Annotated in this window: 14 protein-coding genes; 7 read left to right on the forward strand and 7 right to left on the reverse strand. The window is 61.4% G+C overall.

Annotated elements, in window-relative coordinates; all coding sequences use genetic code 11:
- Positions 1–89 precede the first annotated feature (89 nt).
- The 3 genes from G6N78_RS10645 to G6N78_RS10655 form a co-directional block, all read right to left on the reverse strand.
- A complete protein-coding gene (locus G6N78_RS10645) occupies positions 90–1,136 on the reverse strand; it encodes a hypothetical protein (RefSeq protein WP_165218183.1) in 1,047 nt (348 codons plus the stop codon).
- Positions 1,137–1,379: 243 nt separating this feature from the next.
- Positions 1,380–2,693, reverse strand: a complete 1,314-nt coding sequence (gene preA, locus G6N78_RS10650) for an NAD-dependent dihydropyrimidine dehydrogenase subunit PreA (protein ID WP_165218185.1) — start codon at positions 2,691–2,693, stop codon at positions 1,380–1,382.
- A gap of 18 nt (positions 2,694–2,711) precedes the next feature.
- Positions 2,712–4,073, reverse strand: a complete 1,362-nt coding sequence (locus tag G6N78_RS10655; protein WP_165218187.1) for an NAD(P)-dependent oxidoreductase — start codon at positions 4,071–4,073, stop codon at positions 2,712–2,714.
- 219 nt (positions 4,074–4,292) lie between these two features.
- On the opposite strand from G6N78_RS10655, the gene G6N78_RS10660 reads away from it, so the two are divergent.
- From G6N78_RS10660 to G6N78_RS10685, 6 genes are all read left to right on the forward strand, one after another.
- Entirely contained in the window at positions 4,293–4,724 is a 432-nt protein-coding gene (locus tag G6N78_RS10660) for a hypothetical protein (protein ID WP_165218189.1), read from the forward strand.
- Between the two features lie 137 nt (positions 4,725–4,861).
- On the forward strand, positions 4,862–5,254 hold the full coding sequence (locus tag G6N78_RS10665) for a DUF2325 domain-containing protein (protein WP_165218191.1): 393 nt from the start codon (positions 4,862–4,864) through the stop codon (positions 5,252–5,254).
- Complete coding sequence (locus tag G6N78_RS10670; RefSeq protein WP_165218201.1) at positions 5,251–5,487, forward strand: hypothetical protein; 237 nt, start codon at positions 5,251–5,253, stop codon at positions 5,485–5,487. Before G6N78_RS10665 ends, G6N78_RS10670 begins: the two co-directional genes overlap by 4 nt.
- Positions 5,488–5,645: 158 nt before the next feature.
- Positions 5,646–5,981 carry a hypothetical protein gene (locus G6N78_RS10675; RefSeq protein WP_165218203.1) on the forward strand — a complete coding sequence of 112 codons (336 nt, stop codon included), beginning with the start codon at positions 5,646–5,648 and terminating at the stop codon, positions 5,979–5,981.
- Between the two features lie 75 nt (positions 5,982–6,056).
- Complete coding sequence (locus tag G6N78_RS10680; protein WP_165218205.1) at positions 6,057–7,604, forward strand: cryptochrome/photolyase family protein; 1,548 nt, start codon at positions 6,057–6,059, stop codon at positions 7,602–7,604.
- Between the two features lie 67 nt (positions 7,605–7,671).
- Positions 7,672–8,361, forward strand: a complete 690-nt coding sequence (locus G6N78_RS10685) for an SDR family NAD(P)-dependent oxidoreductase (protein ID WP_206531647.1) — start codon at positions 7,672–7,674, stop codon at positions 8,359–8,361.
- A 3-nt stretch (positions 8,362–8,364) separates the two neighbouring features.
- Here the strand turns inward: G6N78_RS10685 and G6N78_RS10690 are convergent, their stop codons facing one another.
- The 3 genes from G6N78_RS10690 to G6N78_RS10700 are packed head-to-tail and all read right to left on the reverse strand — an operon-like array spanning position 8,365 to position 9,937.
- Positions 8,365–8,793 (reverse strand): DUF3429 domain-containing protein, encoded by a 429-nt coding sequence (locus tag G6N78_RS10690; RefSeq protein WP_165218207.1) that lies wholly within the window; start codon positions 8,791–8,793, stop codon positions 8,365–8,367.
- The gene (locus tag G6N78_RS10695; RefSeq protein WP_165218209.1) at positions 8,790–9,788 is read right to left on the reverse strand and encodes an NAD(P)/FAD-dependent oxidoreductase; all 999 of its coding nucleotides are present in this window, start codon (positions 9,786–9,788) and stop codon (positions 8,790–8,792) included. The genes G6N78_RS10690 and G6N78_RS10695 overlap by 4 nt, the downstream gene beginning before the upstream one ends.
- Positions 9,788–9,937, reverse strand: coding sequence for a DUF2256 domain-containing protein (locus G6N78_RS10700; protein ID WP_165218211.1), 150 nt, complete (start codon positions 9,935–9,937; stop codon positions 9,788–9,790). The genes G6N78_RS10695 and G6N78_RS10700 overlap by 1 nt, the downstream gene beginning before the upstream one ends.
- A 180-nt stretch (positions 9,938–10,117) precedes the next feature.
- On the opposite strand from G6N78_RS10700, the gene G6N78_RS10705 reads away from it, so the two are divergent.
- Positions 10,118–11,863 carry a flagellin N-terminal helical domain-containing protein gene (locus G6N78_RS10705; protein WP_165218213.1) on the forward strand — a complete coding sequence of 582 codons (1,746 nt, stop codon included), beginning with the start codon at positions 10,118–10,120 and terminating at the stop codon, positions 11,861–11,863.
- Between the two features lie 45 nt (positions 11,864–11,908).
- On the opposite strand, the gene G6N78_RS10710 is transcribed toward G6N78_RS10705, so the two are convergent.
- Positions 11,909–13,633 (reverse strand): ArnT family glycosyltransferase, encoded by a 1,725-nt coding sequence (locus G6N78_RS10710; RefSeq protein ID WP_165218215.1) that lies wholly within the window; start codon positions 13,631–13,633, stop codon positions 11,909–11,911.
- Positions 13,634–13,750 lie beyond the last annotated feature (117 nt).

A 13,750-nucleotide genomic window follows, 5' to 3' on the forward strand; every position in this document is an offset into this window, starting at 1 on the left:
CCCCCGCCCGCGCTCACGCTACGGGCTATACCATCTGGCCGCAGCCTCAAACGGAAGAGATGTGAGAAAGGGGCTGCTGGTAAGAGCACCTATGCTGTCATTGCTCTCCAGTTATCCTTTAATAGGTCGTCACACGTTGTGTTGTGGAGGTAGCTGTCAGTCACCCGCGATTTCCCGTGATGCCAAAGGGATTCCTTGATGTCCTTAAGAGCTACCGCCGCATTTTGCGGTGACATGCCGAGTGTGGTTCCATAGACCAGCTTTTCAGGGCCGTCGTCTTCGATCTTGAGCAGTTCCATATTCATGGCGCCGTAGGCAAAGCCTAGATAAACCACCTGTTCGGCTTCTGATATGATGTTCCGCATGCGTGCAAGCATGGCGCGGTCATCCGACCGCTCGGTAAAGGTACGGAGCTGGTTCGCGATGGCGGGCAGGTTGCTGCCGTCAGCATCGTCACCGAAGGCGACGCCGCCACTGGGGTTGCCTTGCCAGGGCAGGCGGCCGACCTGCCCGTAAGGATGGATTATCTTTAAGTCCTGCATAAGCAGCTGAATTTCTTGAAGAGGCATTCGCATATACGTCGAAAGCCAATTAGATATGTAGTGTTCGAGGCACCGATCATAGTTGAAGGTGATGAAGCTCACGTTGTCGAAAACATACTCGATATCTAACCTCTGAAGCTGCTCGGTGAGCATCTGACAAAAAGTGTTCTGCCAGACCGATGGCATGTCCTTGAAGTTGAGATTCTTGACGCTGCGAGGGTCGCCGTAGATTATGCTTTCCTGTTCCGCTGCAAGTATGCTTGAGGCAATGCCCAGCTTCCCAGCAAGTATAATGTGCGGGTCATCGGCGTGGGTATGCAGGTAATTATCGATTGAAATGGCTTGCGACATGGCTGTTGCAACTTCGCGTCCGGCTCTCGCCAGTACCGAAATATCGCTGTTGCCGTTCAAGTCCTGCGAAATCCGCGCCATTGCCTCGGCAATCCCAGAGTCGCCCGACACAAGCTGCTGTCCGTGCTTGAACGATAAGCTAAGCCGCTTCGCAATTTCATACTTTAATCCGTCACCCACCGGCAAACCAAGGTTATAGCTGCCGCCAGCTCCTACGATGAAAACCGTCTTCCGATTGAACATTCTTCGCTCCACAATCTGACGAATTCGTAGCATGGGCAAAGCGAGTCGCACAGCAAACTGAACAGAATCGACGACGTATTGAATGACTCGTGGCGGCCGATCCGGGCCATCCGGTATCAGTCGGGTTCCAGCCACGCATGCAATTTTGATAAATGTCTCCTTCTGGCGAAAAGCCGCCCCAGCCGACCACACGCGTTCAAACAGGCAGGGCGCCGCAGCGCCCCGCCCATTCCCATCATCGTCTCACTCCGCCGCCTGAACCGCCATCGGGTTGTTCGGGTGCGTGGTCCAGTTGGCATAGGTCGGCTCCACCACCTTGCCGGTGCGCTGGTCGAGCGTGCCCGGTTCCAGCCCCACCATGGTGATGCAGTGTTCGACCGGGCAGACGTTGACGCAGAGGTTGCAGCCGACGCATTCGTCTTCCATCACCTCGAAATGGCGAACCCCATTGACCGTGCTGGTGATCGCCTGGTGCGAGGTGTCCTCGCAGGCAATGTGGCAGCGGCCGCATTTGATGCAGGCGTCCTGGTCGATATGGGCTTTCGCCACATAATTGAGGTTCAGGTACTTCCAGTCGGTGACGTTCGGCACGGCGCGGCCGCAGATGTCGTCGAGCGAGCGGTGGCCTTTCTCGTCCATCCAGTCGGAGAGGCCGGAGATCATTTCCTGGACGATCTTGAAGCCGTAGGTCATGGCAGCGGTGCAGACCTGGACGTTTCCGGCGCCGAGTACCAGAAATTCGGCCGCATCGCGCCAGGTGGTCACACCGCCGATGCCGGAGATCGGCAGGCCTGAGGTTTCCGGATCGCGGGCGATTTCGGAGACCATGTTGAGGGCGATGGGTTTCACCGCCGGGCCGCAATAGCCGCCATGGCTGCCCTTGCCGCCGACGCTCGGGACCGGGGCAAAATTATCGAGATCGACCGAGGTGATGGAGTTGATCGTATTGATCAGCGAGACGGCATCGGTGCCGCCGCGTTTGGCGGCACGGGCGGGGTTGCGGATATCGGTGATGTTCGGCGTCAGTTTGGTGATCACCGGCATGCGGGTGTACTGCTTGCACCAGCGCACCACCATTTCGATATATTCCGGCACCTGGCCGACGGCTGAGCCCATGCCGCGCTCGCTCATGCCGTGCGGACAGCCGAAGTTGAGCTCGATGCCATCCGCCCCGGTTTCCTCCACCAGCGGCAGGATGGCCTTCCACTCTTCTTCCACGCAGGGCACCATGATCGAGGCGACCAGCGCGCGGTCCGGCCAGTTCATCTTCACCTGCTTCATTTCCTGCAGGTTCACCTGAAGCGGGCGGTCGGTGATGAGTTCGATATTGTTGAGGCCCAGCAGGCGGCGGTCGGCGCCCCAGATCGCGCCGTAGCGCGGACCGTTGACATTGACGACCGGCGGGCCTTCGGAACCCAGCGTCTTCCAAACGACGCCGCCCCAGCCGGCCTTGAAGGCTCGCTCGACATTGTAAGCCTTGTCGGTCGGCGGGGCAGAGGCCAGCCAGAACGGGTTGGGCGACTTGATGCCGACGAAATTGTTTCTGATATCAGCCATGGTTCATCCTCCCCTCGTTCAAGCGACAGCCACAGCCGGTTTTCCGGCGGAAGCAAAGGCGGAATGGATGGCGTCGGCGGCATCGCGGCCATGGGCGACGGCCTGCACGGTCAGGTCCTCGCCGCGGTTGGTGCAATCCCCCCCGGCATAGACGCCTGCGATGGAGGTCTGACAGTGCTCGTCGATGACGATGCGGCCGCGATCCATGGCAAGGCTGCCTAAGCCGCTGGCTTGGAAGGACTGGCCGATCGCCTTCATCACCTGGTCGCAGGCAATCGCGCCCGTCTCTCCGGTGCCGGTCAGGTGGCCGTCGCGCAGGGCGGTATATTCGAGTTCAATGCCGGCGACGGCTCCATCGCGGCCCAGAATGCGCTTCGGCGCCAGCCAGTGGCGGATCAATACGCCCTTGGAGGCGGCGAGATCCTGCTCGTAGTCCGAGGCGTTCATCTGGTCCTTGCCGCGGCGATAGCAGATGGTGACCTCTTCGGCGCCCAAAAGCTTGGCCTGCACCGCCGCGTCGATCGCGGTCATGCCGCCGCCGAGCACGACGACACGGCGGCCGATCGGCACATTCGCCTTGTCGTCCGCCTGACGCAGGGCGGCGATGAAATCGACCGCATCCTCGACGCCGGAGAGATCCTCGCCCTCGATGCCGAGACCGTTGACGCCGGCAAGCCCGATGCCGAGGAAGACCGCATCATATTGCGCCGTCAGGTCCGGGAGTGAAAAATCGCGACCGAGCGCCATGCCGTTGCGGATCTCGATGCCGCCGATGGCGAGCAGGTAGTCCACCTCCTTCTGGGCAAAGTTGTCGGTCGCCTTGTAGGTGGCGATGCCATATTCGTTAAGGCCGCCGGCCTTTTCGCGGGCATCGAAGATGACCACCGTGTGGCCGTTCATCGCGAGCCGATGGGCGCATGCGAGGCCCGCTGGACCGGCGCCCACCACGGCAATGACCTTGCCGGTCTCGGCTGCACGGTTAAAAAACTGGCGGCCCTGGTCCATGGCGATATCGGTCGCATACCGCTGCAGCCGGCCGATCTCCACCGGCTTGTCCTCCGCCGTGTTGCGCACGCAGGCTTCCTCGCACAGCGTTTCGGTGGGACAGACGCGGGCGCACATGCCGCCGAGCGCGTTCTGGGAAAAGATGGTGCGGGCCGCACCCAGCGGGTTGGCCGTCGAGATCTGCCGGATGAACAGCGGAATATCGATGGCGGTGGGACAGGCCGTCATGCACGGCGCGTCATGACAGAAATAACACCTGTCGGAGGCCACCAGCGCTTCATGCCTGTCGAAGCGCGGATGAAGGTCGGAAAAATTCGTCTCGTATTCCGCGGGTGCCAGACGGCCTCCCGCGATACCGCTTCCCAGTCTATCCATGTTGCATCCCTCTTTTATCATGGAATTCTTACGCAACTGAGGAAGCGTAACACGGGACAAATTTTTATCAATCGGTCAAATTTTGGAATTGCGCTTGGTCAATATGCCTTGCTTGCGCGGGGCTTGCAGCCCTGTCCGGCTGGAGAAATCACGGGTTGCGACGCAGCGCGGCGCTGGCTTATGCCTAACGGAACGTTAACGGCTTGTCGGAGCTTGGCTTTGACCGGAACACAGAAATCGCGGCACTACCTGGCGGAGCACTACCAGTCGCTTGGCCGGATCGATCTCAATTATCGCAACGCCAACCTTCTGGTCAGGGCAATCTATCCGACATCGGTAATGAAGAGTTTTGCCACGATGCAGGTCCGGATCGTCAAGATCTCGACGGAGGGCGCGCTGCTGCACGGTGACCTGCTGCATCACCTGCCGGAGCAGTTTTATCTGTGCCTGGGCGAGCAGGAGATCTTCATTACCTCGGCGAAACGCCATCTGGAGGATGATCGGATGGCGATCGTTTTTGCCCAGCCGGAAAGTCGGGCCTTCGTGCAGGCGCTGTCGCTCATCACCCAGCCGGTCGCCACGCTGCAGCGCTTGCGCGGGGCTGCTGGTCCGACCATCGAAGCGCGCATCACCGCCCGCCATCCCGCCTGAGGCCGTCTGCGCTCCGCCAGGGCGATTAAATATGATCGGAATCATCAAGTTTAATCTTTACTATGATTGTCATGTTATCTATGGTCCGGCTCGCACCGACCCGCAAGGGCAGACTCGCGAACGAGGGAAAACGAGCCGTGGCCAAGAAGGACAAGCGCAAGACATCCAGCAAGCCGGTACAGGCGGACAAGGTCGAGAGGGCCGAGGAGAGCAGGGGTGTCCGCAGCTTTCTCTATGTCGGCGGGCGTGATTGCCAGGTGGCGCACCTGCGCGAAATCGCCAGCAATTTCGGCGCGGAACTGATCCATCACGACGGTGGTTTGAGAGAGGCGGTCTCGCGCATCGATACGCTGCTGCCGTCGGTCGACTGTGTCTTCTGCCCCATCGACTGTATCAGCCACGATGCTTGTCTGAGGGTGAAGACCGGCTGCAAGAAGTTCTCCAAGGCCTTCATCCCCTTGCGCAACGGATCGAAATCCAGCCTGGAGCGGGCGCTCCAGACGATGCATGAACGGAACGCTGAACGATGAGCGATGACCGCCACGACGCGACCCTTTTGATCGGTCTGCACAAGCTTGCCCAGCAGAATGGCGAAGGACTTGTGCCGGAACTCTACGACCTCCTGACCCGCCGTCCCGATGAACTGCCGGAAGGAAACGGAATCGTGCGCTTTCCGATCGGCCGCACGCGCCTGCCGGCGGTGGCCGGTGTAGGAGCGGGGGAGGGTCCGCGGGCAGACGTGATCCCGCTTCGCCGGGCCTGAACGTCTCAGGCTGAGTGAGCCGTCTCATTTCGGAACATTCTGATAAACGAAGATAGGCTTCCACCGAGTCTCTTTGCCGCTCCTTAACCGAATGGTTAAACCGGAATTGAACGACGGTCTCCCTGGCCGCATAGTCATGTCCAGCGGAGACAAAATACATGCGGCGGACCTTTGCATTTCTCATCGCGGCAGCACTTGCCGGACCGGCTGGCGCGGTCGATGGCGGTCGAAAACCGCTCGTCGATTTCGCGGCCTATTCCCTTTTCATCGTGGCGAACGACAACTGCGGTGACCTGCATTTTGATGCGGAAAAACTGAGGCTCGGTATGGATCGCTTCGCCAGCACCATGAACTGGGGCGAAAAGAAGCGGCGTCTGCAGGCCCGCGCCATGGTGAGCGACAACCAGAAGAAATTCGAGGCGGACTCCAAGAGCTTCTGCTCTTCCGTCCAGAAGATCGTCGGCTCCTATGACAAGGACGGCATCCGCTACTGATGGATTGTCGGCAATCCGCCAGCGGGCAAGCGGCGTAAGGGGAGGGTAGCCTTCCTCCTCTGCCGCGAGTGACCCATGCCAACCTGCCGCCATCTCATCCTCCTTCTCGGCGACCAGCTGAGCCCGACGCTTTCGAGCCTGAGTGGTGCCGATCCGGCCCGTGACGTGATCCTGATGGCGGAGGTGATGGCGGAAGCGACCTATGTGCGCCATCACAAGCTGAAGATCGCCTTCATCTTCTCCGCCATGCGGCATTTTGCCGAAGAGCTGCGCGAACAAGGTTTTACCGTCCGCTATACGCGTCTCGACGAGGCCGGAAACACCGGCTCGCTCAGAGGCGAGTTGCGCCGGGCCGCCGAGGCGCTGCGGCCGGAAGCCGTCATCGTGACGGAGCCCGGCGAATGGCGGGTGCTGGACGACATGAAGGGGTGGCGGCAGCTTCTGGCCTGTCCGGTGGAGATCCGGCCGGATACGCGCTTTCTCTGTTCGCACCGGGAGTTTCGCGCCTGGGCGGAGGGGCGCAGGGACCTGACGATGGAGTTCTTCTATCGCGAGATGCGCCGCAAGACCGGTCTTCTGATGGAGGGCGACCAGCCGATGGGCGGCCGCTGGAATTTCGATACGGAGAACCGCAAGCCGGCTGCGCCGGATCTTTTGAGACCAAAGCGGAAAAACGTTACGCCGGATGCCATCACGCGCGAGGTGCTGGCGCTGGTGGAGGACCGGTTTTCCGATCATATCGGTCGGCTCGACCGCTTCGGTTTCGCGGTGACCCGCCGGCAGGCCGAAGAGCTGCAGGATGCTTTCATCGCCAACCACCTGGCGCAGTTCGGCGAGACGCAGGATGCGATGCTCTCTGGCGATCCCTTTCTCAACCACGCGCTGTTGTCCTTCTACATCAACATCGGCTTCCTGGATCCGCTCGCCGTCTGCCGGGCGGCGGAGCGCGCCTATCTGGAGGGCGAGGCGCCCATCAATGCCGTAGAAGGGTTCATCCGCCAGATCATCGGCTGGCGCGAATATGTGCGCGGCGTCTACTGGCTGAAAATGCCGGACTATGTGGCCAGCAATTTTTTCGACGCCCACCGTCCGTTGCCGGATTTCTTCTGGACGGGAGAGACCGACATGGCCTGCCTGTCCACCGTGATCGGCGAGACGATCGACCATGCCTATGCCCACCATATCCAGCGGTTGATGGTGACCGGCAATTTTGCGCTGATAGCCGGGCTGCATCCGCATCAGGTGCATGAATGGTACCTGGAGGTTTATGCGGATGCCTATGAATGGGTGGAGCTGCCGAATGTGATCGGCATGAGCCTGTTTGCCGATGGCGGCCTTCTGGGCACCAAACCCTATGCAGCGAGCGGCAACTACATCTCGAAGATGTCGGATTATTGCAGCGGGTGCCGTTACGACGTGAAGAAGAAGACGGGCGAGGGCGCCTGTCCCTTCAACGCGCTCTACTGGGATTTCCTCGATCGCAACGGTGACAAGCTGTCCGGCAATCGGCGGCTGGCGCAGCCCTATGCGACCTGGCGGCGGATGAGCGAGGCCCAGCGGCAGGATTACCGCGCCACGGCGGCCCGTTTTCTGGAAAAACTCGATGCCGGCGAGCGGGTGTGAGGAAAACCGGTCGCGGCATCCTTGCGTAAATCCTTGCAGAGCAACGGAGGAGCAGCCCATGAGCCTGATGACATCCCTGCCTGCGGGCTACCGCGCCCTGGTGATCGGTGCAAGCGGCGGCATCGGCGAGGCCATGGCCGCGGTGATCGCGGCTGACGACACGTGCGGCGAGCTTCTGCGCCTGTCGCGCAGTGCCGATGGTCTGGATGTGACCAATGAAGAGAGCGTTTCAGCCGCCGCCAGCGCCATCGCCGGCGAATTCCATCTGATCTTCTGTGCCACCGGCGGGCTGACCATCGACGGTATCGGCCCGGAAAAATCGCTGCGGCAGATTTCCGGCGAGGTGATGATGAAACAGTTCGCGCTGAATGCCGTCGGCACCGCACTGGTGACCAAGTATTTTGCCACCAAACTCGCAAAGCGCGAGCGAGCCCTGATGGCCTTCCTGTCGGCCCGCGTCGGCTCGATCGGCGACAATCACCTTGGCGGCTGGATCTCCTACCGCGCGTCGAAGGCGGCGCTGAACCAGATCGTCCGCACCGCCTCGATCGAACTTGCCCGCAGCCATCCGGAGAGCGTGCTTCTCTCGCTGCATCCGGGCACGGTCGCCACCACGCTTTCGGAGAAATATTCCGGCAATCACGAGCGCACCGAACCGGAGGTCAGCGCCCGCAACATGCTCTCCGTTCTCGACCGGGCGAGCCCCGCCGAGACCGGCCGCTTCTATGCCTATGACGGTCAGCCGATCGAGTGGTGAGTGTTAGACGAGGATGATCTTCGCCCCATAGGCGATGCAGACCAGCGCCGTCACCCGCGTGCGCAGCCGCCAGTACCAGGGCTTTTCGAGATGGGCGGTGGCGAGCCGGTAATCTGAGGCGAGGAGGGCGACGAAGATGGCGAGCTGGATGGCGAGCGCCCCGCGTCCCGGCTCGATCAGCAAAGTTCCCCAGGCGGCGAGCGCCAGCACGTTGCTGGCGATCAGGTGGCCGATTGCCGCGGTGTCGCGGCCCTGGACGATGCCCCACAACGTTCCCGCCATGAAGGCGGCGATCACGGCGCCGTAGGTGAGGAAGCCGTGCAGCGCATCGACGGGTGCCAGGACGGGCAAGGTCGGCGGCAGCAGCAGGAAGAACGGCAGTGCCCCGGCATAGGTCAGGGCTTGCGTCAGCGGGCGGAAGGACGGGGTCATGCGCGTGCCTCGGCAAGGTGTGTGTGCAGGGTATCCGCCAGGGCGATGCCGCTCAAGAATGCCGCTTCGACCCGGTTGCCGAGACACCAGTCGCCGCAGGCCGCGATCTGCCGTTCGCTGTCGAGGAGGAATGGCTGTCCCAGCGGCCGTGCCACATTGGCATACCGCCAGCGATGCAGATCGATCGACAGGGCATCCTGCCAGCCGATCATCGGGTAAAGGCTCTGGCAGGCCTCCAGCATCAGGTCGCGCACGGCTTCCGGCGGCGCGTCCAGATGGCGGTCGGACCAGCCGTTATCGGCATGCACCACCAGCGCCGGTGCCGGGTTGCGATCCGGCTTACTGTTGTTGGCGGCGATCCAACTGAGGACCGGGTGACGGATCCGGCTTGCCGCGAAGGGAAGAGCGGCTTCGTCCGGCAGGCGGATCATCAGCGTGAAACAGCTGTTCATGTCCACCCTGGCGAGGGCCTGGCGTACGCTTGGAGCAAACGGCAGGAGCTTTGCCGTCTGTGGTGCCGGGGCCGAGGAGACGATCCAGTCGAACGGGCCAAAGGGCCCCGTCTCGGTCATCAGATACCAGGCACCGGCCTCTCCCTCGACGGATTGCACCGGCATGCTGCACAAAACCGCAAGCCCATCGGCCTGCGCACGCACCGGCGCCGTCATGCCGGGAACGCCAACGAACCGCGGTGAGCGGTCGTCGAGGCTCTGGACGGTGCCGTCTGCCTCGGTCTGCATCAGGTCTGCATCCCAGGTCTCGATCACGCCCCGTTCGAGCGCCTCTTCCAGCGCTGCGTGGAACCGCGGATCGCGGATGGTGAAATACTGCGCGCCGTGATCGAAGTGTCCGTCTGGCCGCCTGCGGGTCGCCATGCGCCCGCCAAGACCGCGGCTCTTTTCGAAGATGGTCACATCGGCACGGTCGGCCAGGCTTCGTGCCAGGCTGACGCCTGCAATGCCGGCGCCAATGACGGCAATCTTCGGCTGTCCCATCAACGTCTCCCTTTCGATCTGCGGCAGCGCTCCGAACAATATTTGACCTGCTCCCAATCGCGCGCCCATTTTCTGCGCCAGCTGAACGGGCGGCCGCAGGCTGGGCAGGTCTTGGTCGGCAACTGGGTTTTGGGCGTCTGCCTGGGCATCTGACGCTCCTGACTTCACACGATTGCGATTTACGCACGGACGCAGCCGACAGATCAGCAATTTGATATGTGACAAGAAATCAGAACGAATTTTAACCAATGGTTAACCATGCTTCGTTCAGATGGGGCATCTCGATTTGCTTATGAAAAGCAGCAGCTTACCCTAAAATTTGGATTGTTATGACCAGCATTGTAACAAATGTCGGCGCACTTTCTGCGCTTGCGACCCTGCGGACGATTTCCGGTTCCATGCAGCAGGTTCAATCCGAGGTCGCGACGGGCGCCCGCATTTCCACCGCTGCGGACAATGCCGCCTACTGGTCAATTTCGACCACCATGACGTCGGACAAGAAAGCGATTTCCGCGGTAGCCGACGCGCTGAACCTCGCCGATGCGATGGTGAACGTAGCTTATGAAGGCTTGAACGCTGCGGTGGACGTTCTCGCAGAATTCAAGGCCAAACTTATTGCCGGCAGGGAGCCTGGGGTCGATACCGGCAAGGTCCAGAAGGAACTGGACCAGTTGCAGGACCAGATGATGTCGATTGCCACGTCTGCCAGTTTCAATGGCCAGAACTGGCTTAACACCAACGTCAACGACATCTTCGATCCTGCGCAAAACACTACGTCGATGGTTGCTTCCTTTTCCCGCGGCGCAAGCGGCGTTTCACTGGGAACCATGGAGCATAGACTGGCGGAAACTTCGCTCTTCAATTCGACCGGAGGGGGGCTGTTGCAGGCCGATCCGCGCGATCCGAAGACGTTGGGCGGCATTCGGTATGAATATTTGGACACGGACCGACATCTGGTGCGAAGCACAAGCAATTACTCGGGATCTGGCGCTCCATCCTTCGTCTTTAACTTTACAGGACCACTGCAGTTTGGCGCCGGCGATTCTATCACGTTTGATGTCACTGTGGACAAAGACAATCCGGCCGATGGCCTGCCCAACCCACAGGATCCCGGTCTGACGACATCTATTACCATCGACCGTTCGACAATCGATACAGTGCTCGGTGCCGGTGCTAACGGCCGAGTTTCAACCTACGTTGACTACGAGCGTGTGCTGTTTCATGCGCTGTCCGCGACCGGCAGTGGAGCTTATGCAACGACCTATACCGACTGGCGACACCAGCCGATCATTGACAGGATTGGAATCGGTTCAAACGAGACCTCCGGTCTCAACGGCTCCTATATTGGCATCTCGAACTTCACCAGCACGGTCGGTTCCGGCGGACTGAGCAATAAGGAGCAGTTTTCGTCCCGCGGTCAGGACCATACCCTCTATTTCAAACCGTTCAGAATTTTTGATGGCGTAGAGGTCAGCTTCGATTTCGATATCAACCGGGCTGCACCCCAAAGCTATAGCTTCGACCGCGACTACATCAACACGACCCTGGGTGAAACAGACGGCAGCGTGGATACTGCGGTCGAGATGCAAACGCTGCTTCAGTCCATGCTGTCGGCAGACTGGCCGGACCTCATCATCGACGTGCCCACGGCAGACACCATAACGCTGGAAACGGATGTCAATGCAGACCGGTTGGCGGGGGCCAAGACCTCGATCGGATTCACTGGAATTTCCGTTAATATCGAGCCGATCCCGACGCTCAACTTCATGGATATCGACATTGCCGTCAGACCGGATCTGATCGAGACCTATATCAACTATGTTGATGTTGTCTCCGAACGCGTGATCGACGGCGCGTCGACGCTCGGCGCGCTGCAAAACCGCATCGGCCTGCAAGGGGATTTTGCCGAGAGCCTGATGGACAGCATCGACACAGGTATCGGTAAACTGGTGGATGCCGACATGAACGAGGCTTCTACACGGTTGAAGGCGTTGCAGACGCAGGAACAGCTCGCGACCCAGGCGCTATCGATCGCCAATTCCGCCAACCAGAACATCCTGCAACTGCTGCAATAAGGCACAGGCGATCCGTGATCACGGGGCATCGCAGCCGGCCGCTGGTCAGCGCGATGCCACCGCATTCTGCGGCTTGGCGAAGATCCGCATGGTGCGACGCTTCATGCCGTTGACGTTGCGGCCCACCGCCGTCGCCGTTTCCAAGACGGGTGTCCCGCGCCGGGCAAGCTCTGCCCGGAAGGCGGCGCTGTCTTCATCCGCCACCACGGCGACGGCGCAGTCGGCTTCCTGGAAGAGCACGGCCGCCTGTTGCGCATCGACCAGCCGGGTGCGCGTTCCGAGCCAAAAGACGATGCTGGGTTCGCCATAGCCGGAGACGATCATTTGCGGGTTGCTGCAGGTTCGGGCCGAGGCGACCGCTTCGGCAATCCGGTCGGACAGCCAGAATTCGCGTGCCTGCGGCAGAAGGGCGGCATAGGCCATCGTATAGGCAAGGCCCGCGGTCACCGTCATGGCGGCAAGTCCCGGCATCAACCGGTCGGCGAGGAACAGCCGCCAGGCCGCGAGGCCGGCCACCGCGACGAGGAGGCCAAGCGCTACGCCCGCAACACTCACATGCCCTTGAAAATGATAGAGCGCGACATTGAGGCCGATGCCGAGGATGAGCCCGCCCGCCGCCATGCCAAAATAGGTGAAGCGGAACCACCCGGTGTCCCGGCGAAGCCCGCCTTGCGTCAACGCTACGGCGGTCAGCACCGCGAGCGCCGGCATCATCGGCAGCACGTAGTTCGGCAGCTTGGTCGCCGTCAGCTCAAAGACGAGCCAGGCGGGCACCGCCCAGAAGAACAGGAATTGCACGGCCTTGTCGCGCCGGTTCTTCCAGGCAAAGACGAAGGCGAGCGAGGCAAAGACCGAAAGCGGCCAGAAGGTGCCGAGCGCCACGGCGAGATAGGTGCCGGGCGGCGCGCCATGGCTTTCCTGCGCCGTGGCGATCTTGCCCAGCACATCGCGGCCGAGCGACTCGCGGAAGAAATCGCCGCCGGAAATCATGCCGATGGCGATCAGCCAGGGCAGAACCACCGCCGCCATGGCGATGATGCCCTTGACCGGCGACAGCGACCGTAACAGCGAGAAGGAGCGTTCGGTGAGCGTCAGCCCAAGCCCGGTCAGGCCGATGATCAGCGGCGCCATCGGCCCCTTGATCAGGATGCCGAGGCCAAGCGACAGCCAGAAGAGCGCATTGCGCCAGAAGACCTGGCGCCGTTCGGGGTCGAGACAGGCATGGAGGAGGGCGAACTGACAGGCGAGGATGGTGGCGCAGAGCATCGCATCGGTCTTGGCGATGCGCGCCTCCAGCGCCAGTTCCACGGTGGTGACCGCCAGCAGCCCGGCGATCAGCCCTGCCTTCGGTCCGGAGATGCGGTTCGCCATGCCGTAGGTGAAGAGGCCGACGAGGACGGCGCCGATCAGCGACGGCAGGCGGTAGACCCAGAGCGGACTCTTTTCGCCATAACCGCTCGCCAGTCCCGTCAGGCCCTGCAGCCAATAGATGCCGACCGGTTTTTTGTAGCGCGGATTGTCCTGAAAGCGGATATCGACCCAGTTGTGGCTCTCCAGCATCTGCCGGCTCGCCTGCACGTAGAGCGCCTCGTCGCGATCGGTCAGCGGCAGCAGGCCGAGGCCGGGAAGCAGCACGAAGAGCGACACGAGGACGAGGATGACAAGGTTCAGCCCATGCCGCCTTCTCCCTGCGACCGAAGGATATGCTCCACCCGGAGCCGCCGCGTTTACGTCTGCGGACTGTCTTTCGCCCATGCTGCTGCCCATCATCTGACCGTCCGGCAAGAGCGGCTCACAGACCTCTGCCGCGGCGCACAAAACGCCGAGGTGCGCGCGAAGTCAATGCGGCTTTGCGGGTTGGGACGCACGGTGTAAGTTGTGGGGGAA

This window comes from Allorhizobium pseudoryzae, from assembly GCF_011046245.1.
Taxonomy (GTDB): Bacteria; Pseudomonadota; Alphaproteobacteria; order Rhizobiales; family Rhizobiaceae; genus Neorhizobium; species Neorhizobium pseudoryzae.